Source organism: Proteus sp. fly-1008, from assembly GCF_040140305.1.
Taxonomy (GTDB): Bacteria; Pseudomonadota; Gammaproteobacteria; order Enterobacterales; family Enterobacteriaceae; genus Proteus; species Proteus vulgaris_B.
The window spans coordinates 159,105-183,776 of record NZ_JBEEWH010000005.1 but is presented as its reverse complement, the minus strand read 5'-3'; the positions used below and the strand labels follow the sequence as shown (position 1 = coordinate 183,776).

General features: G+C 38.5%; 17 protein-coding genes, 1 tRNA gene and 1 pseudogene. 10 read left to right on the top strand and 9 right to left on the bottom strand.

Features of this window, described 5'->3' with window-relative positions; translation table 11 throughout:
* Nucleotides 1–8 precede the first annotated feature (8 nt).
* Nucleotides 9–1,037, top strand: a complete 1,029-nt coding sequence (gene epmB, locus ABN256_RS10815) for an EF-P beta-lysylation protein EpmB (protein ID WP_349439469.1) — start codon at nucleotides 9–11, stop codon at nucleotides 1,035–1,037.
* 107 nt (nucleotides 1,038–1,144) lie between these two features.
* Here the strand turns inward: epmB and ABN256_RS10810 are convergent, their stop codons facing one another.
* The 5 genes from ABN256_RS10810 to ABN256_RS10790 form a co-directional block, all read right to left on the bottom strand.
* A complete protein-coding gene (locus ABN256_RS10810) occupies nucleotides 1,145–1,489 on the bottom strand; it encodes a DUF4156 domain-containing protein (RefSeq protein WP_023582946.1) in 345 nt (114 codons plus the stop codon).
* A 325-nt stretch (nucleotides 1,490–1,814) separates the two neighbouring features.
* Nucleotides 1,815–3,446: a Na+/H+ antiporter gene (locus ABN256_RS10805; protein WP_196554487.1), complete on the bottom strand. Its 1,632-nt coding sequence runs from the start codon at nucleotides 3,444–3,446 to the stop codon at nucleotides 1,815–1,817.
* 242 nt (nucleotides 3,447–3,688) lie between these two features.
* The gene (gene groL / locus ABN256_RS10800) at nucleotides 3,689–5,335 is read right to left on the bottom strand and encodes a chaperonin GroEL (protein ID WP_196554488.1); all 1,647 of its coding nucleotides are present in this window, start codon (nucleotides 5,333–5,335) and stop codon (nucleotides 3,689–3,691) included.
* Nucleotides 5,336–5,387: 52 nt separating this feature from the next.
* The gene (locus tag ABN256_RS10795) at nucleotides 5,388–5,681 is read right to left on the bottom strand and encodes a co-chaperone GroES (protein WP_036914050.1); all 294 of its coding nucleotides are present in this window, start codon (nucleotides 5,679–5,681) and stop codon (nucleotides 5,388–5,390) included.
* A gap of 169 nt (nucleotides 5,682–5,850) precedes the next feature.
* Complete coding sequence (locus ABN256_RS10790) at nucleotides 5,851–6,357, bottom strand: FxsA family protein (protein ID WP_196554489.1); 507 nt, start codon at nucleotides 6,355–6,357, stop codon at nucleotides 5,851–5,853.
* Nucleotides 6,358–6,732: 375 nt separating this feature from the next.
* Between ABN256_RS10790 and aspA the strand changes: the two genes are divergently transcribed.
* The 4 genes from aspA to ABN256_RS10770 all read left to right on the top strand — a co-directional run bounded on the left by aspA (nucleotide 6,733) and on the right by ABN256_RS10770 (nucleotide 10,769).
* Nucleotides 6,733–8,157, top strand: coding sequence for an aspartate ammonia-lyase (gene aspA, locus ABN256_RS10785; RefSeq protein ID WP_196554490.1), 1,425 nt, complete (start codon nucleotides 6,733–6,735; stop codon nucleotides 8,155–8,157).
* Nucleotides 8,158–8,315: 158 nt separating this feature from the next.
* Nucleotides 8,316–9,641 (top strand): anaerobic C4-dicarboxylate transporter, encoded by a 1,326-nt coding sequence (locus ABN256_RS10780; RefSeq protein WP_072069058.1) that lies wholly within the window; start codon nucleotides 8,316–8,318, stop codon nucleotides 9,639–9,641.
* Between the two features lie 184 nt (nucleotides 9,642–9,825).
* Nucleotides 9,826–10,398 (top strand): division control transcriptional repressor DicD, encoded by a 573-nt coding sequence (gene dicD, locus ABN256_RS10775; protein ID WP_196554491.1) that lies wholly within the window; start codon nucleotides 9,826–9,828, stop codon nucleotides 10,396–10,398.
* 295 nt (nucleotides 10,399–10,693) lie between these two features.
* Nucleotides 10,694–10,769 (top strand) — tRNA-Phe (locus ABN256_RS10770).
* Between the two features lie 260 nt (nucleotides 10,770–11,029).
* Here the strand turns inward: ABN256_RS10770 and tssD are convergent.
* Nucleotides 11,030–11,268: pseudogene (gene tssD, locus ABN256_RS10765) on the bottom strand (type VI secretion system tube protein TssD); the annotation flags it as partial.
* A gap of 199 nt (nucleotides 11,269–11,467) precedes the next feature.
* Here tssD and ABN256_RS10760 point away from each other — a divergent pair.
* The 5 genes from ABN256_RS10760 (at nucleotide 11,468) to ABN256_RS10740 (ending at nucleotide 21,985) form a co-directional block, all read left to right on the top strand.
* Nucleotides 11,468–12,115: a CPBP family intramembrane glutamic endopeptidase gene (locus tag ABN256_RS10760; RefSeq protein ID WP_196554492.1), complete on the top strand. Its 648-nt coding sequence runs from the start codon at nucleotides 11,468–11,470 to the stop codon at nucleotides 12,113–12,115.
* 303 nt (nucleotides 12,116–12,418) lie between these two features.
* Nucleotides 12,419–13,048, top strand: a complete 630-nt coding sequence (locus tag ABN256_RS10755; RefSeq protein WP_196554493.1) for an OB-fold-containig protein — start codon at nucleotides 12,419–12,421, stop codon at nucleotides 13,046–13,048.
* An 87-nt stretch (nucleotides 13,049–13,135) separates the two neighbouring features.
* On the top strand, nucleotides 13,136–15,331 hold the full coding sequence (locus tag ABN256_RS10750) for a flotillin family protein (protein WP_115350246.1): 2,196 nt from the start codon (nucleotides 13,136–13,138) through the stop codon (nucleotides 15,329–15,331).
* Nucleotides 15,332–15,417: 86 nt separating this feature from the next.
* Nucleotides 15,418–20,352 (top strand): DNA repair ATPase, encoded by a 4,935-nt coding sequence (locus ABN256_RS10745; RefSeq protein ID WP_349439468.1) that lies wholly within the window; start codon nucleotides 15,418–15,420, stop codon nucleotides 20,350–20,352.
* A 667-nt stretch (nucleotides 20,353–21,019) separates the two neighbouring features.
* Nucleotides 21,020–21,985: a helix-turn-helix domain-containing protein gene (locus ABN256_RS10740; RefSeq protein ID WP_072069064.1), complete on the top strand. Its 966-nt coding sequence runs from the start codon at nucleotides 21,020–21,022 to the stop codon at nucleotides 21,983–21,985.
* 111 nt (nucleotides 21,986–22,096) lie between these two features.
* Here ABN256_RS10740 and ABN256_RS10735 read toward each other — a convergent pair whose 3' ends face one another.
* From ABN256_RS10735 to ABN256_RS10725, 3 genes are all read right to left on the bottom strand, one after another.
* Nucleotides 22,097–22,381, bottom strand: coding sequence for a ferredoxin family protein (locus ABN256_RS10735; RefSeq protein ID WP_060556296.1), 285 nt, complete (start codon nucleotides 22,379–22,381; stop codon nucleotides 22,097–22,099).
* Nucleotides 22,378–23,664 carry an FAD-dependent oxidoreductase gene (locus ABN256_RS10730; RefSeq protein WP_072069065.1) on the bottom strand — a complete coding sequence of 429 codons (1,287 nt, stop codon included), beginning with the start codon at nucleotides 23,662–23,664 and terminating at the stop codon, nucleotides 22,378–22,380. Before ABN256_RS10730 ends, ABN256_RS10735 begins: the two co-directional genes overlap by 4 nt.
* A gap of 63 nt (nucleotides 23,665–23,727) precedes the next feature.
* Complete coding sequence (locus ABN256_RS10725) at nucleotides 23,728–24,669, bottom strand: FAD-binding protein (protein WP_196554495.1); 942 nt, start codon at nucleotides 24,667–24,669, stop codon at nucleotides 23,728–23,730.
* Between the last annotated feature and the right edge of the window lie 3 nt (nucleotides 24,670–24,672).

Genomic DNA, 24,672 nt, shown 5'->3' with positions numbered 1-24,672 from the left:
GCCAAAAAATGGCACACATTGTAACTCATAATCACCCCACCAGAGAAGTCTGGTTAACACAACTCGCGCAGGCAATCAGTGATCCTGTTGAATTACTCCAACTTTTAGCATTGGAACATCACGCTGATCTCCAAAAAGGGGCTCAGGCGCGACGGCTTTTTCCGCTACGGGTTCCCCGTGAATTCGTTGCACGCATGAAAAAAGGCGATCCTAACGATCCATTACTTTTACAAGTATTAACTGCAAATGCTGAATTTACCATAACACCGGGATTTTCTACGGACCCGTTAGATGAGCAACAAAATGCGGTGCCAGGTTTATTACATAAATATCAGAATCGTGCATTGCTTCTGGTCAAAGGTGGTTGCGCTGTCAATTGCCGCTACTGTTTTCGTCGTCATTTTCCTTATGAAGATAACAAAGGAAACAAGGCAAATTGGCACAAGGCAATAGAGTATATCAAAAATAACCCAAAACTCGATGAAATCATCTTCTCTGGGGGCGATCCTCTTATGGCAAAAGATGATGAACTTGATTGGTTAATAACACAACTAGAAGCAATCCCTCATCTTAAGCGTTTACGCATCCACTCTCGCCTACCTGTGGTTATTCCTGCTCGCGTCACTGATGCGCTATGTCAGCGCTTACAACAATCACGTTTGCAAAATATCATGGTACTGCATATCAATCACGCCAATGAAATTGATGATACATTGAGAGAAGCGTGTTTAAAGTTAAAAAAAGCCAATGTGACTTTATTAAATCAAGGTGTGTTATTGCGGGGGATTAATGACAGCGCTGAAATTCTCGCCGAGCTAAGTCGCGCCTTATTTGATGCTGGTGTTATGCCTTATTACTTGCATGTTCTAGATAAAGTACAAGGCGCGACCCACTTTATGGTGCCAGACAGAGAAGCTAGAGAAATTATGAAAGGACTTATGAGTTTAGTATCAGGTTATATGGTACCTAAACTCACGCGTGAAATTGGTGGAGAACCAAGTAAAACGTTGTTAGATCTTGGATTACGCCAGCAATAATCAATATGACAGAAACAAAAAAGCTGTAGCTCAATTCAAATAGATGAAGTGACTACAGCTTTTTTATCTATTAGCAGACTAATAAATAGTGAATAAATTAAATGCCCTTATTGGCATTTATAAACTTGTCCACTCATTTTGCTATCTAATGGTGCAAAGCTATCAACAAAGCTACCTGCGCCAGTACCAACATTAAAAATAACGTTACCACCCATTGCAGCTGCTTTATTACGTAAGTCGTTAGCAGCACCTCGCAGTGATTGGCTTTCAGTACGGGAACCTGATAACCAGTTATTTTGAACACCTGTCACTGTTCCTAATAATTGGCATTCACTGCCTGGTTGCGTATCAGTGATTTGTACCTGTGAGCCAGCAGTGCTTAATGTGTTTGTTGCAGAACAGCCTGCTAATAACAACGCTGCAGCAGCTCCCAATAACAATTTAATTCGCATGATCCCCTCATTTATTTGAGTGTCCGTTTAGTCAAGACAACAATATACCTTGTCATCCCTCTTATGCGCAAAAATAAATCATTATTACTATCTCACATTAGCCAATAGCCTTAAGATATTATTTTCGCTTTAAACTTATTTTAACGTACAAATTCGGCTTTGAGATAGACAAAGCAACAATGCCTCTATTCTACACCGCTTTTATGCTTTTAAAATGATCTGTCCTATTTTCAGCCTACACAGTGCGAGAATGAACACACTATTTGTTCATTTTTTAAAAATCGTCAGACAATCAATAATCACCTGACGATAATATTGGCCTAAATTAACTCAAATGATGATTCAGCGCTTCTTCTTTTAAATCTAATTCATGGCGTAAACGATGAAAAATATGCTCGCTAATATGACGTGATTTACGCAGTTGTTGCAATGCATCACGTTCAACCTTTAATGCACTACGAGATAATTTACGCTCCATACTAAACAAGCGTTTAAGATCAAGTGCACCTTCTTGCACACTATCTTCACTATCAAGACGACGGCTATAAATTTCTAATAAATGTGAACCTGCCTCATTGCGTAGTGACATTTCATCTAAGTCTTCGCAAGGTTGATTCATTAATTCATTGATATGTGCAATTGCTGCTTCATTTAAAGCTAAGCGTGTACGAATTTCATCATTTTCATAAGGTAAATCTTCTGATAGCCCTTTAGTTAAAATCGGCAATGCAATTGTTGCGATTAATAATGAGCAAAGAATAACGCCCATAGCAATAAAGATAGCCAGATCACGTGTTGGGAAAGGTGAGCCGTCAGTCATTAATAAAGGAAGTGTTAAAATACCAGCTAATGTAATTGCACCTCTCACCCCAGCAGTTGCCATAATTGCCATCAAACGTAAATCATGACGTGATAAATGCTTATTCGGTGAGCGGAATACCGTTAACCACATTGAGATCCATACCCATGCAAAACGTAGCACAGCAAGGGCTATTGTAATAACAATAATATAACCTAATACAGCCCAAGGATTAGTAGCCCCAGCAGATTGTGTCACTTCAGGTAAAATTTTCCACATTGCCGGAAGTTGTTCACCTAATAAAATAAAGATCATTCCATTAAGCGCAACTTGAACCGTATCCCACACAGCCTTACTTTGCATACGTGTTGCAGCTTGCATACGACCCACAATTTTCTCGTAGTGCATTGCAATACCGGCAACAACAGCAGCAAGAATACCTGACACATGAACATGCTCCGCCAATAAATAAGCAAAAAATGGCATCAGTAAGCTAATCAAGATTTGGATAGCCGGATCTTCACCTGTGCGTCTCACCAAAAACTGATTTAACCGCCCAATAATACCCGCAACAATTAGACCAATTGCCGCCCCGCCTAAAGCCACAACTAAAAACTGTCCTGTGGCTGAAACAATAGAAAAAGATCCCGTTAATGCCGCAACAACCGCAAAGCTAAAACAAACTAAACCAGTTGCGTCATTAAGTAACGATTCCCCTTCTAAAATATGCGTCATACGAGAAGGAAGTGGCGAATTTACAGTCATAGCTGAGACTGAAACAGGATCGGTCGGTGACAAAATTGCCGCTAGAGCAAATGCAATCGCAAGTGAAACAGAAGGAATAAGCCAGTGAATAAAAAAGCCCATGCCAATTACGGTGACAACCACTAAACCGATCGCTAACGACATAATCGGTTTAATCTCTTGGAACAACGCTTCTTTGGGAATACGCCAACCATCTAAAAACAGCAATGGAGGAATAAAGAGGAACAAGAAAAGATGTGGATCAAACGCCACTTCAAAGCCAAAGATCGACAAACAAGCTCCTACAGCTATTTGGATCAACGGCAGAGGAATTTTTTCTGACAGTAATCGTGAGATAAACACACTCACAATCACGGCAAAAAGAAAGATGAGTACAATTGCGACGACAGACATGGTGAACACCCCAATTTATTTAATATTTTTTAAGCGGTGCAGTAAAAACGATCTGTTGTCTAGTTGTAAAGAAATAAGTTGTTTCTAATTATATAAAAAATGAATTATCTGATAATTCCTAAATCAGAGATGTTAAGCAAAATAACCTAACCATTAACCATATCGTTGATTTTTATTTATCGCTGACATAAAAAAACCCGAGCCTAAGCTCGGGTTTTCTTGTAAAACGGTAAGCTGATGAATTACATCATGCCGCCCATTCCACCCATGCCGCCCATACCACCAGCGCCACCTAAATCCATTTTGTCGTCTTTAGGTGAATCGGTGATCATCGCTTCTGTTGTGATCATCAGACCTGCGATAGATGCAGCAAATTGTAATGCAGAACGAGTCACTTTAGTTGGATCTAAGATACCCATATCAATCATATCGCCGTAAGCATCAGTTGCAGCGTTATAACCGTAGTTACCTTCACCCGCTTTCACGTTGTTTACAACAACAGATGGTTCTTCACCTGCGTTAGCAACGATTTGACGCATTGGAGATTCCATTGCACGTAATGCAACGCGGATACCTACTGTTTGTTCTTCGTTATCACCAACCATCTCACGCAGAGCGTTAGCAACACGAACCAGTGCAGTACCACCACCAGCAACAACGCCTTCTTCAACTGCTGCGCGAGTTGCATGCAGAGCATCGTCAACACGAGCACGTTTTTCTTTCATTTCAACTTCAGTTGCTGCACCGACTTTAATTACTGCAACACCGCCAGCTAATTTAGCAACGCGTTCTTGTAATTTTTCACGGTCATAATCTGAAGTTGCATCTTCGATTTGTTGACGGATTTGAGCTACACGACCGCTGATTGCGTCTTGGTCACCTAAACCATCAATGATTGTAGTAGTGTCTTTGTTGATAACAACACGTTTTGCTTGACCTAAGTCTTCTAACGTTGCTTTTTCTAACTCCATGCCGATTTCTTCAGAAATAACAGCACCGTTAGTTAACGTTGCGATATCTTGCAGCATTGCTTTACGGCGATCACCAAAACCAGGTGCTTTAACCGCAGCAACTTTAACGATACCACGCATGTTGTTCACAACTAAGGTTGCTAGTGCTTCGCCTTCAACATCTTCTGCAATGATAAGCAGAGGTTTGTTAGCTTTAGCAACACCTTCTAAAACAGGTAGTAATTCACGGATATTTGATACTTTTTTATCAACTAACAGAATGAATGGGTTTTCTAATTCTGCAGTACCTGTTTCAGGTTTGTTGATGAAGTAAGGAGACAGGTAACCGCGGTCAAACTGCATACCTTCAACAACATCTAGCTCGTCTTCTAAGCCAGTACCTTCTTCAACAGTGATAACGCCTTCTTTACCAACTTTGTCCATCGCCTGCGCGATCAGAGTACCAACGGTTTCATCAGAGTTCGCTGAAATGGTACCAACTTGAGCAATTGCTTTAGTATCTGAACATGGAACAGACAGTTTTTTCAGTTCTTCGACAGCAGCAATAACTGCTTTGTCGATACCACGTTTCAGATCCATTGGGTTCATGCCTGCGGCAACTGCTTTTAAGCCTTCGGCAATGATTGATTGTGCTAATACTGTTGCAGTTGTAGTACCATCACCTGCCGCATCATTGGCTTTAGAAGCGACTTCTTTCACCATCTGCGCACCCATGTTCTCGAATTTATCTTCGAGTTCAATTTCGCGTGCTACAGATACACCATCTTTAGTAATAACAGGTGCACCGAAAGATTTATCTAAAACAACGTTACGACCTTTAGGGCCTAAAGTTACTTTAACTGCATCTGCAAGAACATTAACACCACGTAACATTTTATTACGAGCATCTACACCGAATTTGACGTCTTTAGCTGCCATCGTATATTTCCTTTGAATTCGTTCAGTTTAAGAAGATCTTAAAAGAGAAAAATTATTCTTCTACAATTGCTAAAATGTCGCTTTCAGACATGATAAGCACGTCTTCGTTATCAATTTTTTCTGTTTTAACGCCATAACCGTCGTTAAAAATTACGATATCGCCAACTTTAACATCCAGTGGTTTAACGTCGCCGTTTTCCATAATACGGCCTTGACCTACGGCTAAAATTTCGCCACGAGTAGATTTACCCGCCGCGGTGCCAGTAAGGACGATACCGCCTGCTGATTTAGCTTCGACTTCTTTACGTTTAACAATAACACGGTCATGTAATGGACGAATCTTCATTAATAGTGCTCCTATAAAAAAGTCCATATCAGGATTAAGGTTGATACCAGTGCCTAAGATGAACCAGTACCATGACGATACAGGTGGGGGCATCCGGTAAAACTTCAAGGGGAGAAGTGTGTTTTTTTTTCAAATTTTCCCCTTTTTAGTCGATTATGCTTTGGGCTAATTATTTTTTATCAGAAAAATGGTCGTTATCCTGATCTTCACCCTTATTATTCAGTTGGTTACTCGGTGAATCTTCTTTGCGCTGATACTCACCTTCAAAGGTGGCGCCATTTTGACCAGAAGAAAATCCACTTTGTCCATGATTGCCTGAATAAACACGAATACGAGAAATTAATTTTGTCACTAACAGTGCTTGTAATGGTGGCAGTAACAACAGTAAACCTAAGAAGTCCGTAAAGAAACCGGGGATCAACAATAAAATACCCGCCAGTATTAACGAAACGCTTTTCACCATTTCAGCAGCAGGCACTTCACCCACTGCAAGTTTTTGCTGCATTGAAGCAATATTTTTTACGCCCTGATTTTTTACCAATGAGACACCAACACAAGAAGTCAGCACCACAAGGAATAGTGTTGTAAGTACGCCAATCGAAGATGCTACATTGACGAAAATCACAGCTTCTATATAGATAAGAAGACAAATAACAATTAATGGGAGCCAACGCACTTGGTTCTCCTTTTTATAAAAAAAAGATTCATATTATTAATAGAAAGGAGTGTGAACTACATCTAAGGTGATGGTTTACGAACTCGCTTTTTCTTAGTTTATCTACATAATAATGGGGAGCCTAACACTCCTTTTCAAGGGGCGTTAAAAAGAGAAGTAGAACTGTAAAATCCATGAGATAGATCACAAAAAGAAAATATTTAGACGTTATTTACGTATAAAGTGATCCAGCTTAAAGGTATTTGTTCACAACCCGAATATGATCGTGTCAGTACCAAGCAAAACGGTAAGTTATATTACATTATTAACCGTTAACGATATATTTTATTAACAAGCGCATAACTAGACAGTTAAAATTTTAATAAGAAGGTTCTCATGTCAAATAAAACTCGTATCGAAGAAGACCTGTTAGGTAAAAGAGAAGTTCCTGCTGATGCTTATTATGGCGTCCACACTTTACGTGCAATTGAAAACTTCTACATCAGTGATCGTACCATCAATGATGTTCCAGAATTCATCCGCGGTATGGTAATGGTGAAAAAAGCTGCTGCATTAGCAAACAAAGAACTTCACACTATTCCTCGTGAAATCGCTGATACGATTATCAAAGCCTGTGACGTAGTATTAGAAACAGGTAAACACATGGATCAATTCCCAGTTGATGTATTCCAAGGCGGTGCTGGTACTTCATTAAATATGAATACCAATGAAGTTATCGCAAACATCGGTCTGGAATTAATGGGCCACCAAAAAGGTGAATACCAATACCTGAACCCGAATGACCACGTCAATAAGAGCCAATCAACAAACGACGCTTATCCTTGTGGTTTCCGTGTAGCGGTTTATAACTCTGTTATCAAATTAACTGAATCTATCGAACTGCTGAAAGCTGGTTTTGATAGAAAAGCAGTTGAGTTCAAAGACATCCTGAAAATGGGTCGTACTCAATTACAAGATGCTGTACCAATGACTTTAGGTCAAGAATTCCATGCTTTCTCTGTACTGATGAAAGAAGAAATCAAAAACCTGAAACGCACTGCTGAGTTACTGTTAGAAATGAACTTAGGTGCAACAGCTATCGGTACTGGTCTGAACACAGCTCCTGGTTACCAAAAACTGTCTGTTGAAAAACTGGCAGAAGTCACTGGTTTAGCTTGTGTTCCAGCAGAAGACTTAATTGAAGCAACTTCTGACTGTGGTGCTTATGTAATGGTTCACGGCGCATTAAAACGCTTAGCTGTGAAAATGTCTAAAATCTGTAATGACTTACGTTTACTGTCTTCTGGTCCTCGTGCTGGTCTGAAAGAAATCAATCTTCCAGAACTACAAGCAGGTTCTTCAATTATGCCAGCTAAAGTAAACCCAGTTATTCCAGAAGTTGTTAACCAAGCTTGCTTTAAAGTTATCGGTAATGACACTTGTGTAACTATGGCTGCTGAAGCAGGTCAATTACAATTAAACGTAATGGAACCAGCTATCGGCCAAGCAATGTTCGAATCAATCGCTCTGTTAAGCAACGCTTGCCGTAACTTAGTAGAAAAATGTGTTGATGGTATCACTGCGAATAAAGAAATCTGTGAACACTTCGTATTTAGCTCAATCGGTATCGTTACTTATCTGAACCCATTCATTGGTCACCATAACGGCGACATCGTTGGTAAGATTTGTGCAGAAACTGGTAAGAGCGTACGTGAAGTTGTTCTAGAACGCGGTTTATTAACCGAAGAACAACTGGATGATATCTTCTCTATCGAGAACTTAAAAAACCCGGCTTACAAAGCAAAACGCTTCGATGATTAATAATTGTGTTTTATAACATGACACTGTTAAACATAAGAATGAGCTCTTAAAAATACAAGGCACGAACTCTTTAAGAGGCGTGCCTTTTTACTTGATTGTAAAAACAAAAATTTAACTTATCTTTCTCATTTTTTTAATTATCTCAAGGAGTAAACGCTATGTTAGCCGTAGAATTGATTATCGTTCTGCTGGCCATTTTCCTCGGTGCGAGACTTGGGGGAATTGGTATCGGGTTTGCCGGTGGTTTAGGGGTTTTAGTTTTAGCTGCTATCGGTGTTAAACCTGGTTCAATCCCTTTTGATGTTATCTCCATCATTATGGCTGTTATTGCCGCAATCTCTGCGATGCAGGTTGCTGGTGGTTTGGATTACCTTGTTGGGCAAACTGAAAAACTGTTAAGACGTAATCCAAAATACATCACAATTCTTGCGCCAATTGTGACTTATTTCTTAACTCTATTTGCAGGTACAGGGAACATCTCTTTAGCAACACTGCCAGTTATTGCAGAAGTTGCAAAAGAACAAGGCATTAAGCCTTGCCGTCCTTTATCAACAGGTGTTGTTGCAGCTCAAATCGGTATTACTGCATCTCCTATCTCTGCTGCAGTTGTGTACATGGCATCAGTCATGGAAAACCCAGCAATGGTCGGTGAAGGTAATACAGTAAGCTATATCACACTGTTATCTATCTTATTACCAGCAACCTTCCTAGCAATCATCCTGATGTCATTCATCGTATCTTGGGTATTTAACTCAAAACTATCTGATGATGCTGTCTATCGTGAGCGTTTAGAACAAGGTCTGGTTGAGTTACGTGGTAGCCAAGAACGTAGAGAAACATTACCAGGTGCTAAATCATCTGTAATGCTGTTCTTACTGGGTGTTGTCTGTGTTGTTACTTATGCAATCATCAACAGCCCAAGCTTAGGTATCGTGAAAGAACCGTTAATGAACACCACTAACGCTATTCTTATCATCATGCTGAGTGTTGCAACGCTTATCACTGTTTTCTGTAAAGTTAAAACTGATACCATCCTCAACTCAAGTACTTTTAAAGCAGGTATGAGTGCATGTATCTGTATTCTGGGTGTTGCATGGTTAGGTGATACTTTCGTTTCAAGTAACATTGATTGGATCAAACTGACTGCGGGTGATTTGATCACTGGCCATCCTTGGTTATTAGCCGTTATCTTCTTCTTCTGTTCTGCACTGTTATATTCACAAGCGGCAACAGCAAAAGCATTAATGCCAATGGCTTTAGCGCTAGGTGTATCTCCATTAACTGCAATTGCATCTTTCTCTGCGGTTTCTGGTCTGTTCATCCTGCCAACTTACCCAACACTGGTTGCGGCAGTTCAAATGGATGACACAGGTACAACCCGTATCGGTAAATTAGTCTTCAACCACCCATTCTTTATCCCTGGTACAATTGGTGTGGTATTAGCTGTCGGATTTGGTTTCCTCTTCGGCGGTATGATCCTGTAGTTTGAAGTAAAAAATTAAAACATTGCAAAAAAGCGCCTAGCGCTTACAAGAAATAAAAAAACAAAAAAATACCCTATCACAAGATGGGGTATTTTCATTTTACCCGGTCGCCTCTTGCTTTCATTTTTAGTTAAAGTCTGCTAATTATGATGTTTTCGCGACAACGTGATTTAAGGAGATTTCCGTGCAACGTGAAGCGTTATTAGACCACGTACTTATCCAGCTAGAGCAATATGGCTTAGCGGCGACTTTACCAGAGCTTCTTCAGGACTCGGGTATTAATGAATCTCAACTTCACCCATTTTGGCCTGATAGAGATGCCTTAATTTTTGATTGTCTTCGCCATCACGGGCAACAAATAGATATTTGGCAACGCCAAGTTATGCTAGATGAAGAACTGACGATCGAACAAAAGTTACTGGCTCGTTATGATCAGCTCACTATACGTTTAGAGAAAAACCGTTTTCCTGGTTGTTTATTCGTTGCAGCATGTAGTGCATACCCTGATGAACACTCTCAAATCCACCAATTAAGCCAACGTCAAAAACAGAGCTCATTTGATTACTCTAGAACGCTACTACGCGAGCTTGATATCGAAGACAGTGAGTTAGTTGCTAAACAAATGGAACTCATCTTAGAAGGCTGTTTAAGCCGTTTAATGGTCAATCATCATGCTGATGATATTATTACAGCAAAATTATTGGCAGAGGATATTCTTAAGATTGCTCAATGCCGAAAAAATGGTGCATTAAGTTAGTTATAAGTGCAGGAAAACAAGAAAAACGGTCTATTTTTTCGTTTGTACTCAATTTTTCTCTGCTGAGTAGCAAAAAACAATTTAATCATCAAAAAAAGAGAAAGTTTTCTCTTCGATATACAAAAAAGTGAATATCTTTACTGATTGTTATTTAAGCATTTTTTACTAAAAAATCGCTTATGATGAAAATTTAAACTCAAATAGAATAAAAAGAAAGCAAACAAACTTATTTTTGTATTTTTTATTAAAAAGACGTTGACGCATCCCGCTGAATACGGTTTAATGCGCCTCGTTAGCCCGAATAGCTCAGTCGGTAGAGCAGGGGATTGAAAATCCCCGTGTCCTTGGTTCGATTCCGAGTTCGGGCACCATCTTTAGAAAAACCAGCCTTAGGGCTGGTTTTTTGCTTTTATAGACTAAGCTAGTTGTTGTGATTAACAAATACACTTCATCACCTTTTCCCTTTTCTACCTACCTCATTCCTATCTGTTAGAAAGTAGATCAAAATAAATACAACACTATTAATAATATGCTAGTCCAGATATATTTGCCTCATATGAGAATAAGGAAGGTAGATTATGAAAAATGGAATTGAAGGCTTAATGTTAAAGAATGGGTTCACACCAAAATCTTCATTATTAGAAATAGCCATTCCTAATAATGGTGTTGATTTATCTAAAGGTTTTTTTATCATTATGGGGAAATGACTGGCATTTTGAGCTCTTGAAAGTGAATGATTTAATTCATAAATATATATTTTATCTTCCTTCCCATTTTGACAAAGGTTACCAATAGATTCTTGTGTTGAACACCCTGATGAAATTAACCCTTGTTTTTAATTTTTATTGTCAAATAAATAATGTTTGCCATTTTCAACCCTTTTATCAAGAATTTAATCTAAGTATATTTATACTTGCATAGTATATTTCCTCTAATCGTTCATTAATCAAAATAATAAGGTCACTTTGTATATTTAAATTGATTAATGATTTAATCATTTGAACATTTGAACATTGTAATCAATATTCTGTAAAATTAAATGATGCCTCCCATACAAGGACAAACAAAAATGGAATTTCCCAAAGATCGAGTTTACCATTCAGTCATCTGTGTATTTGCCTTTATAGGCTACTTTTTTTCCTCATTTAGTCTCTTGCTCACCCCAGCCCCTGCTACATTGTTTCAATCGCCTTATATCATCTCATTAATCAGTTTTTTTATTTACCTCCCCTACTGCTTGATTATTTGGATTGCTTATCAAAAAAAGATTAAATTAATGCCATTAGGCCACCTTCAATGGAATTCACTGAAAGCCCCTTTTTTAGCCTTATTGGGATTATATTTTATTAGTTTATTTTTAGGCTCTGAAGATGATTCATGGGTTACAGAAATCGAATCTATTACAGGTTTTGCCTTCTTCTTATTTGCACTCTCAGTTATCTTTATTGCTCCCATTACTGAAGAAGTCATTTTTAGAGGTTTTCTACTAAATGCAGGCATGTGGTATGGCAATATAGGAAAATGGATTGCCATTATTATCTCTTCACTTCTATTTGCCGCTATGCATACTCAATATGAGTCAATTACTACGTTTATCCTTATTTTTGTTGTGGGTGTTGTGTTTTGCCAAATCAGAATAGGGACTCGTTCATTAATCGCGCCGATAGTGATGCATGGAATACACAATACAATTAGTATCGTTTTTTTAATGTTATAGAGTTTTTATTTAATAAATTTATATTTTTTATAACAAAACACTTATTCACTTTATAAGAAATGATATGTAATAGATGAAAATGTTTTTATTATTATTTTAGAGAATGATCTGATTTTATGCGCAATAATACCGAATATTATTCATCACTATCTAAATAAGTTATATTAACTTCCATAAAAATAAAATGAAAAAATAAATATAGAATGTGATTATAACTACATGCTTTTTCAGCGTATTAAAGTATGATAAGCGATATTAATATGACAAGGATATTACCATCTTCTTAAATTAAGAGAACTCTATATGAATTTGTTTTTCCAAAATAGCCTAGCTTTTCCTAGCATTATTTTTAGTGCATTACTAATTATTATCTCTTTTTATTGGCTTTGTGCTGCTTTTGGATTATTAGATATTGATTTATTTAATATTGATAGTGAATTAGATGTTGATGCAACAGGTTTCGCAGGTTGGTTAACAAAATTAGGGTTAGCGGGTATCCCAGTTACGATTATTTTAACCTTCTTTACCCTTATAGGCTGGTTTATCAGTTACTTTACTAACTATTGGATTATCAGCGCTATTGAAACAGATTTTATTTATTATTTAGTTGGCTTTATTGCATTAATCATTATCTCTTTTATTTCTCTTAATCTTACTGCGGTATGTTTAAAACCCATTCGTAAAAAGCTCATATCACGTAATAAGCCTAAATCAGTACACCAATTGATAGGCAAATTAGCCATAGTACGATCAGCGAATGTCGCGGAAAACAAAGGTGAAGCCCTTTTAGAAGATGGGGGTGCAGGTTTAATTTTACAAATTAGAGCACCAGAACACGAGAATATTAAACGAGGAGACAACGTTATTATTATTAGTTATGACGCGTCTACTCACAGTTATCAAGTCGTAACGGAAGATGAATTTCATCGCTGATATCCACATTCGATGAAATGTAATTAAGTTAATAAACAAATACGATTAAAAAATGACGGCATCGTCTGAACCTATGGAGAAAAAAGTATGGATTTGGCTTTCGTTATGCCTTTCTTAACTATTGTTGGCTTCGCAATTCTAATTATTTTAGGGTTATTTGGATTATTTAAAGCTTTCTATATAAAAGTGCCTCAAGGTACAGCCTTAATAGTCAATGACATGACCTCACAACCTAAAGTCCATTTTACAGGTGCGCTGGTTTATCCAGTTATCTACAAAAAAGAGTTTATGCGTATTTCTCTTTTAACGTTAGAGGTTGATCGTCGTGGTAAAGATGGTTTGATTTGCCAAGATAACTTACGTGCTGATATTACCGTTGCATTTTATTTACGTGTAAATGAAACCACTGAAGACGTATTAAAAGTCGCAAAAGCCATTGGTGTTGATAGAGCGTCTGATCATCAAGCAGTCAGCACTCTATTTAGTGCTAAATTCTCAGAAGCATTAAAAACAGTAGGTAAACAGTTTGAACTGTCGAAACTTTTTGAAGATAGACAGAATTTCCGTGATCGTATTGTTGATGTTATTGGTAAAGATCTTAATGGTTATGCATTAGAAGACGTTGCTATCGACTATTTAGAACAAACACCAAAATCTGCACTTGATCCTAACAATATTTTTGACTCTGAAGGTATCCGAAAAATCACGGAAATTACCGCTATTCATAATATTGAAACTAACCAAAAAGAGCGTGATCAAGAACTTGCTATTCAAAAGAAAAACGTGGAAACCCGAGAAGCAAGTCTGGCCTTAGAACGCCAACAAGCCGATGCAGAAGCACGCCAAAAACGTGAAATCGATAATATTCGTGCTCGTGAAACATCAGAAACCCTGCGTGTACAAGAAGAAGAGCGCTTAAAAGCAGAACAAGCTCGTATTCAGACTCAACAAGAGATTGAAATTCGTGAAGAAAACCGTATGCGTGAAGTGGAAGTTGCACAACAAAATCGTACTCGTGCAGTCACCATTGAACAAGAACGAGTTAATCGTGCTCGTGAATTAGAAATTGTTGCTCGCGAACGCGAAGTTGAGTTGCAACGTATTGAGAAAGAAAAAGCGTTAGAAGAAGAACGCAAAAATATCTCAAATGTTATCCGTGAACGTGTCGCCGTAGAAAAAACGGTTGCTCAAGAAGAAGAACGTATTAAAGAAGTACGCGAAGTTTCAGAAGCTGAACGTATGCGTCAAGTCACCATCATAAATGCACAAGCAGAAGCAGAAGAGTCTTTAGTCCGCCAAGTGAAAAGAGCCGAAGCTGATGAATCTAGTGCTAAACATAAAGCTGAAGAAATCAGCACGATGGCAAAAGCTGAATTAGAAGCCTCGGTAAAACAATCAGAAGCGAAAAAACGTTTAGCGGAAGGTATTGAAGCTGAGCATGCAGCATTAGGTCTTGCCGAAGCTCGAGTGCGCCAAGCAACCGCAGAAGCCGAAGAGAAGGAAGGCCTTGTATTGGCTAACATCACTGCTGAAAAACTATTAGCAGAAGCACGTGGCATGAAAGAAAAAGGCTTAACTGAAGCGCAAGTGATGGAAGCGAAAGCACAAGCCCAGCAACAACAAGGCCTTGCAGAAGCAAAAATCTTAGAAGAGAAATTAGCCGCTCAAGCGCGTGGTGAAGAACAACAAGCCAATGCAAAAGAGAAATTAGGCCTTGCTGATGCGAAAATTCTTGAAGAGAAACTCGCAGCACAGGCGCGTGGTGAAGGCCAATTAGGATCAGCACAAGCTGAAGTTATTCGTCAACGCTTAAAAGCTGAAGCTGATGGTTTAACAGATAAATTCAAATCTATGGATCACCTCAGTGATACGGCGCGTTCACATGAAGAATTCCGTATGAGTCTTGAAAAACAATTTGAACAAGCGATGGCATCTATTGAAGCCAACAAAGAAATTGCACGCGAACAAGCCGATGTATTGGCAGCTGCACTGAGCAAAACCAATATTGAAATTGTGGGCGGTGATGGCAACTTCTTTAATACCTTCTCTAAAGCATTAAGCTTAGGTAAAGCGGTAGATGGTTTTATGGATAAAAGCAGTTTTGCCAAAGAGAACGTTGAAAAACTGATTAACCGCACTCAACAAGATAAAAAACTCGATATTGCTTCTTTATTAAAAAATCCGGAAGTCCAAGATTTAATTAATGGATTTATGGCAACAAAAGGTGCCAATCCACTGATTAAAGATGTGACAACTAAATCAGGCTCCTCTAAAGAAGAATAATGTTATTTAGAGGGCGAAAGGCATAGAGATATCTCTATGTCTTTTATCTTGTTTTTATCGTTTAAGCCAAGGAAATCCGTTATACCATGTCTGAAATTCTGGATACGAATCGTGAGCAGGAAATACTCGATAGTGCTGTTGCACAAGGTGGCGCGTATGAAATCTTACGCAAACGCCTAACAGAGCAAGGCCAACAACTTCATAAAAAAGCCACTGAATTAAATCAACATCGCTTAGATGAATTTGGTCAAAGCCAAATGGATATTATTGGCCGTATCCGTATTCGTACTGAAAATAACTGCCAAGCCAGAGACATTGTTCGTGTAGGTGAATGGCTACTGTTTGGTTATAACGTTTTCCTTGGATTAAAACGTGAAATTCATCTTGAAGATGTCTTTTCACTTTATCGTTTAACTGAAAGTGAGGGAGAGTTTGATGTTGAAGCCGTCCCTTATGAAGATACTTTTTTAAACGATAATCGTTTTATTCAGGATTTTACTGAGCTTTATACTTATTACAAAAATACACAACTACTACAACTTGTTGAGCGTGATGGAAAACTGCTTGCCAGTTTTCAAATTGGTGCGCGAATTACTGATGTGCGTGTTTTCCGCTGGGCTATCTCAAGTGATAAAAAGCGTATCGACTACATTGATAATCGTGGTGAAAGAGATATTGCCCTCCCTCCTGCTTACGATTTCGAATGGACGAAAACTCAACGTGAAGATACGGTCAATGGTCGTTTTCCTCATATCAATATTCTTGATACCGTTTTTGTCGAAACAACCGGTGGCGATCTAACAGTTAAATGTGAAAATAACACCGAGGATGGTTTAGGGATTTATCGTGAAGCCGTATTAGATAAAAACCAATCTCTCGATGATGCACAAATTGAATATGCTCAAACAGGTAGTTTGATTCTGTTAAAAATCTTACCTTATCGCGAAGAAAACTGGCGTTATTTGGTCTATAACATTTTGACGCAAACCGTACAACGCATTGATGCAATTGGACAAGCTTGTGTTCAATTACCTGAAGATCACGGTATTATTTTCCCTGGTGGTTATTACCTGCAAAATGGCGAATACAAAACCTTTGATCAACCAATGGAAGGGATGTATTTCCGCCGTCTACGCCGTTCGCCTAATGGCGAAGATGTGTTATATGTTTTCTACTCTCCTTCACAAGGTCGCCTTGCGCTTTTCAATTACAATATGATTGAGCGTAAACTTGCTGTGCCTTTAGTTGGTCATGGCTATGCGATGTTAGAAGACGGAAAAATGGTGCTGTTTGAAGGTGAAGGCGAAGAAGCAACTCGCGTTCATCCAATGCAAGTTTGGCAAACTCCCTTCTATTCTGAAGAATTTGCTGATAAACAACCTCCCCGTAATGGTTTTTATGGCCGTATTGGTAATGCTGATTTAGTACGAGGTATTTCCGAAATATTGCATGTCGCAAAAGAAATTGAAGGTAATCAAATCTCTATTGCTCGTTATGAGCAACTCAGCTTACAACCTAAAAACTTATTAGATCTCTATTATTGGTTTAATGACGAGCACTGTTTGGGGATTGGTAAATTATTAAAAGATATCGCTCAAACCAGTGAATTAGTACTTGATGAATATGAAAAAGTGGAAAGTATTCGTCAGCAATCTGCGAAATCAATGCTTGAAGCGATTAATCGCCAAAAATCACTACTGGCCTTAACACTCCCTGATAGTTGGACAGATATTCAACAATTTGTTGATAGCTTAAATTTATTAAATGCCCACCGTGGGCATCTGATTTCCTTGCGTGAATTCCGTTATATGGATTTAACCAAGCTTAGCACCATGGAAACAGAAATTACCGAAACGCAACAACGTGTTTCACAAGCGACCGCACTTTTCCTTGCCAGTGATAAAGCATTACAACCGTTTAAAGCACAACTTGTTACCTTTGAAAACCTTATTGAAAAAGCCCAAAACAGCGCACAACTAGATGTACCAATGAATGACATGGAAAAAATGTCTGCTGATTTGGATATGCTTTCTAACTTAATGGCATCTTTAACATTCCAAGACGTTACCCAACAAACGCACATTATTGATGCAATCTCACAAATCTATGCTCAACTCAATCAATCTCGCGCTCGACTACAACAAAAACGTAAATCACAAAGCAGCGTCGAAAGCGTGGCACAATTTGGTGCACAATTTCGCTTATTTAGCCAAGGGCTCACCAATGCTTTATCCCTTGCAACCACACCTGAAGGTTGTGACGATCAACTTTCACGTCTTTTAGTTCAATTAGAAGAGTTAGAAAGTCAATTTAGCCATCATGATGAATTTCTTGATGATATTCTGGCTAAACGTGAAGAGTTAGTCGAAACCTTTGAGTCACACAAACAAGTGTTGCTTGATGATCGCCAACGTCGCTCACAAAGCCTATTAACCGCAGCCAATCGCTTACTGGAAAATCTACAACGCCGAACCTCTCGATTACAGTCACAAGATGAGTTAAATGCCTTTTTCGCATCAGATCCTTTATCACTAAAAACACGAGAGATCATTGAAAAACTAAGAGAAATCAATGATAACGTCAAAGCTGATGATATTGATGCACGCTTAAAATCCTCTCGTGATCAAGCTATTCGTATTCTGCGGGATAAAACCGATATTTTTGAAGACGGTGGCAATGTTATTAAATTAGGGCCTCGTCATCGCTTTAGTGTTAATACACAAGAACTTGATCTCACTATCTTACCGAAAGAAGATAAACTCTGGTTATACCTGACAGGAACGGATTACCAAGAACCGATTGAAAATACAGAACTCGCTCAATTACAACCTTATTGGAATGCCTCACTTGAGTCTGAATCGGATACTGTTTATCGAGCAGAGTATCTCGCTTATTCCATTATTTATGCGGCAGCAAAACGTCAAGATGGTCTTGATTACGAAACGCTAAAAGAAGCACTCACTCTTCCTGAAAAGCTTGAAAAACTCGTGCGTGATTTCGCTACCCCACGTTATAAAGAAGGCTATGAAAAAGGTATCCACGATCACGATGCTATCGCCATATTGAAAAAGCTGCTGCCTATTGGCGAAAGTGCTGATCTTCTACGCTATAACCCAACGGCACGTGCAATAGCTGCGCTTTTTTGGGAAACTAAACAAAATGAACAATATCCAGCGCTGTGGCCTGAACGTGCAAGAACTGCACTGAATATTCAGCAATTATTCCATACAGACGATGCGTTAACCGATCTGCAAGCAGAGATCGAAGCAGATATACGCCTCTTCCTTCATGATAATCCAATTGAGTGTGAACACTATGTACCGATGCAAGCCTCTGAATATTTAAGCTTTGCGTTGGCGAGAACTCCCATTGAATTGGTTTATAGCAAATATGCTAAAGAGTTAGTGATTGCATTACAAAGTCGATTAGAAGAAGCCCATATGTGGATAGACTTTAATCGCTCACAACAGAATTTAGGTACGCGATACGCACAGCGTTGGGCGCTGATCCAAAATTGGCTACAAGGGCTGTGCTCTTTGCCTGATTATGCCGAACTTACACCTTATATTCCGGGCGCTATCGCTATCATTATTTTAGATAAAGTCGCATCAGCGCGTTATAGTGAAGCTGATTTATACTTTACAGTAACTGACCTATTAGGCTCCCATCCCACCATTGAAAACCAAGCGTTATCACTCAGTTTGGATGACTATTTCAGCCGAATGCGCGGCCAAAGAAAGAACTTTATTCCTGCATTCAGACAGTACCTCACACTGCGTCAAAAAATAGTCAGTAATGAACGTGAACGCTTAAAACTGCATGAATTTAAAGCCAAACCATTAAGCTCTTTTGTCCGTAATAAGCTAATTAACGATGTCTATTTACCTATTATTGGCGATAATATGGCAAAACAAATTGGTGCGTTAGGCGAAGGTAAGCGCACCGATTTAATGGGATTATTATTAATGATCTCCCCTCCGGGTTACGGCAAAACCACATTAATGGAATATGCAGCCGCACGTTTAGGCCTTATTTTTATGAAGATCAATGGCCCCGCATTAGGACATAGCGTGCTATCTCTCGATCCCGAACAAGCGCCTAATGCAACAGCAAGGCAAGAGCTTGAAAAACTCAATTTAGCATTAGAAATGGGTAATAACGTTATGCTGTATGTGGATGATATTCAGCATACTCACCCTGAATTCTTACAAAAGTTTATTTCTCTCTGTGATGGAACAAGACGTATTGAAGGGGTATGGAAAGGAAAAACCAAAACCTATGATATGCGGGGTAAAAAATTCTGTGTCGTCATGGCGGGTAACCCTTACACCGAATCAGGTGAAGTCTTTCGTATTCCTGATATGTTGGCTAACCGAGCTGATATTTATAACTTAGGTGAAGTATTAGGTGGTATGGATGATGCTTTTGCTCTGAGTTATATCGAAAATAGCTTAACTTCAAATGCGCTATTGGCACCACTTGCACTGCGTGATCTTAACGATCTCTATATTTTAGTCGATAAGGCGATGGGGAAATCTGTCTCTACCAATACATTAAGTTACCCTTATTCTGATGCTGAAATTAATGAAATAGTCATGGTGCTTAAGCACTTAATTACGCTACGCAATATCATTTTAAAAGTAAATCAGCAATATATCGCCAGTGCGGCACAATCGGATAAATATCGCACAGAACCCGCATTTCGTTTGCAAGGCAGTTACCGCAATATGAATAAGTTAAGTGAAAAAGTGTCTGCGGTAATGAATGATGAAGAAATTGAACGTTTACTTGATGATCACTATCTGGGTGAAGCGCAATTACTGACAACAGGTACTGAAGAAAATTTATTAAAACTCGCTGAATTACGTGGAAAACTAACTGAAAAAGACACTATTCGTTGGCAACAAATCAAGAAAGACTTTATGCGTAATAAAGCATTGGGTGGTGATAATGCCGATATAGGTGACCGTGTGGTTTCACAGTTAGCCAATTTAGTAGAGAGTGTACAAGGTCTACGCTAAAGATAGAAAACAACCATTTTCAGCCCACTTATTTTAGTGGGCTAAATACTACATAGGTAATATTTTATAAATCGAGAAACCTATTTCACATTCACGATATTAAGATTAAATATATTTACTATTAATAAATCATGATATCAAAGGAAGAATTGTTGTAATATACATTATTAATTCTATTAATAATTAAATTTATAAAAATTTTATTTTATATAATTAATAATGCTATGATTAACAATAAATAACAATATTATTTAACAAACGATTATACCCCGTACATAAAATCCATATTAACTCACACTCTGAAAAGAATGAAATAAATAAGATATTAATAAGAATCACTCTTGATCTATTTATGAGATCTCTCTCTAACTATCAGAAATTACCTAATGATTAATTAGATAGAGGTGATAGCATCAATTATGCTATAAATTAATTATATATTTTTCATGATCCTAGCTCAAATTAATTAAAAAAAATTAAATATCTTATCTTCAATTTATTAACAAACGAAAAAGGATCACTCGTTATTAATTTTATTAGTACATTATGCTAATTTTAAACTTAAAATCATTGCAAAAAATTATTCTATTTTAGTCTGATTTAAGATGTTTTTATTCCAGGCAGATAGCGACACAACAAAAATACTTTCAATAAAAGTGGGCGTACTATGAAAAGCATGTTTACGACTCGGGAGCTCCCTGACGTAGATCGGTTTTCCGTATTCAGGGATACAATAAAAGACCGCTTTTTATCGTCTTATGAATGCAATGAAGTCGAATTGCCTCCTCATTCTCGATTTTATGCCAATATTGTTGAGCAGAAGGTGACAAATATTCGCTTTATTCAACTAGAGTCTAATGGGCACTGGGCAAGCAGCCGTCCTTTAACCCATAAACTGAGCTTAGAAGAACATTTTCAAATTGAGATACAGCGTTCAGGAACCAGCCATCTGACGCAAGATGGAAGAACCGCATTTCTGCGACAAGGCGACTTTTGTATTTTTGATATGGCAAGACCCGTATCCTGGTCTTTTGATAACGACTACTCGTTATTTAAAATTCTGATCCCAAGGGAGAAACTAGCATCTCGTTTAGGGAATACCCAAAATCTTACAGCAAGAGCGATACGTGGTAATAGTATTACCGGCTCTCTCGTTTATAGTTTTGTGATGCGTTATATTCCATTCTTGGATTCAATGCCACCACAACATGCGCAACAACTTGCTGATATTTTATTGAATTTAATTACCTCAGCCTTTAGCGAATTCAGTATTGCGACACCACCGCAAAGCTTAGGAAGATCAACACTGTTTTATTTTGCTCAGCACTATCTTGAGCAACATCTTTCCGATCCCGATTTAAGTGTTAATGAATGTGCTAATGCGTGTGGGATCTCAGTACGCTATTTACAGATGCTATTTAAAGAACAAAATACATCTGTACTTCGTTGGATCTACCAAAAACGTCTTGAGAATTATAAAGCAGCATTGGTTAATCCACTTTTAGCAGAGAAAAATATTACACAACTCGCTTATGAATGTGGGTTTAGTGATATTTCTAATTTAAGCCGAAAATTTAAATCTGAATTTTTTATGACACCTTCAGAGTATCGAAAAATACACTCGTTGAGATAAGTTCTAAAACAAATTTATGGGTTATATATGAATCAATATATAGCCAGTATACTCATTCCCCTCTAGTTTATATTTTGGAGGTTACACTAGAGGGGAAAAGGATCTATTTCATTAGCCGTAACGAAACTCTATGCCTAATGTGCCACATGGGTATTCCCATTTCTTTAAGATCGTCTCGCCACATAACACACGGCAAGTACCACACTCTAAACATCCTGCATAATCAAAAAGATATTGCCCTTTTTCATCTTTTTTATATAAACCTGCTGGGCAAGCTTTCATTAAGATTTCAAATTGCGCAGGATCGATATCATCCTTTAAGACAATATGTGGATTTTCTTCATCCACGTTAAATTTATTGACGCCTAATTTAACGTCTACGTTTACTTGACTCATAAAGAACGTACTCCTTTAAAGCCATCTTTAATTAAGTTCATCACACCGACTTTCTTCACTTGAGACAGGATTTTCTTACGTACTGGTTTTTCTGGGCCATTAATCACGAATAAATCATGCATTACATTAGCGGCCATTTGTGGGTAATCAGTAAAAAATCGGGTGTTATCAAGGAAAGCAGGTAGATCTTTATATAGCTTCATATCTTTCATAACAAAGCTGTCATTTAATAAAGATTGATAACAACTCAGCTCTTTTTGACTATAGCTGTTTTGTTCTTTTGCCATTAATACCGCTTTTGCAGCAGCTTCACCTGAAGCAATCGCCAGATCCATTCCTCTTACGGTATAGCCAACGTTGAGACAAAATCCAGCAGCATCACCCGCAACTAATACGCCGTCTTTCACTAATTCAGACACCATATTCATGCCACCTTCCGGCACCATATGAGCTGAATATTCTAATAATTTTCCGTCTTTGATAAGCGGTGCAACAACAGGATGTTGTTTAAAATCTTCTAATAATTGAGGAACCGTTTTTTCGAACTTATCGACGTTATGTAGCCCTAAAACCAGTCCTAAAGAAACAGTATTTTTATTGGTATATAAAAAACCACCGCCTAAGTATCCCCCTGATGGTGCGCCTGCAAAAAGCCAAGCTAATCCTTCATCATTTGTGCAACCAAATCGGTCTTCCATTTGTTGAGGAGTAAATTCAAGTAGCTCTTTCACACCGACAGCAACAGTATGAGGATTTACTTTCTGTGTCATACCTAATTGCTTCGCTAACAGTGAATTCACACCATCGGCTAAAATCACGACATGCGCTTCAATTTCATCATCACCGGCTTTAACGCCACACACTTTGCCATCTTTTACTAATACTTCATCGACACGAACGCCAGTGATCACTTGTGCGCCAGCATCTTCCGCTTTTTCCATTAACCACTGATCAAACGAAGAGCGTAATACAGTATAAGAACGCGCCGCATCCTCTTCTTGCTGAGTATGTTGATAATCTAACGTAACGCCATCTGTCGGCGTTAACATGGAGATTTTTTCACGCGTCACAAGGCGCTCAACTGGAGCTTCTTCGGCAAAATTGGGGATGATTTTTTCAAGGCTGTGTGCGTATAAACGCCCGCCCGTCATATTTTTACTGCCAGCGAAATTACCTCGCTCAACCACTAACACATCACATCCTGCTTGCGCTAAAACATAGGCAGCAGTACCACCAGCAAGTCCACCACCCACAATAATGGCGTCAAAAATATCGTCTGACATACTTTTCTATCCTTTTATTATGTGTGGTCGCTTAGCACGCTTTCACTAAGCGACCGACGGGGATTAGCCGCCAAGTTTTGCTGTTAATGCAGGTAACACTTTGTAGAGGTCGCCGACAATCCCGTAGTCCACCATATTGAAGATAGGCGCATTTTTATCTTTGTTGATACCAACAATAATTTTTGCTCTATCTACACCGACCATATGCTGAATTTGTCCTGAAATACCGACAGCAACATAAACATCAGCACCTAAGGTCACGCCTGAAACACCAATGTAGCGATCGTGTTCCATCCAGCCTTCACCTTCAGCAATTGGACGTGAACAACCCACTTCACCTTGAAGGGCTTTCGCTAATGCTGACGCTAACGCAATATCATCAGCCTTACCAAAGCCACGTCCAACACCAACAACACAATGTGCTTTACCTAAATCAACGCTACTACCTTGTTTTGGCTTACGTGCTAACACTTTTAATGTATGCGCAGGGGCGACAAAGGTACCTTGTACCACTGATGCATTGGGAGCATCTGTAATGACTTCCACATCTAATGCACCACCAACGGTAGCAATAGCATAAGGTGAGCGAATTTCTGCTTTAGCATGTGCTAAACCACCATAAACTTGGTGTGTTGCAATCACGGTATTGTTTTCAACGGTTAGGCTTAATGCATCACTGACAACACCCGCTTTTAACGTAACACCAAGGCGAGCTGCAATAGCTTTTGCTCGTTTTGATGATGCTAATAAAACCAATGCATTAGCACCCGCTTCTTTAATAATTTCAGCAAAAGAAGTCGCATAATCTTCAGCAATCACACCTTCTTGTGGTTCAAAGCAATAGACACAATCAGCACCAAGGCTGACACATTCACGAGTGCTTTCATCATCACCGATAAATAACACATTCACTTTTTCACCAAGACCACGAGCAAACGCTATCAACTTCGCTAAATCATCCGCTTTCTCGGCATAAACAAAGGTAGTAGGTAGTAAACTAGCCATTTT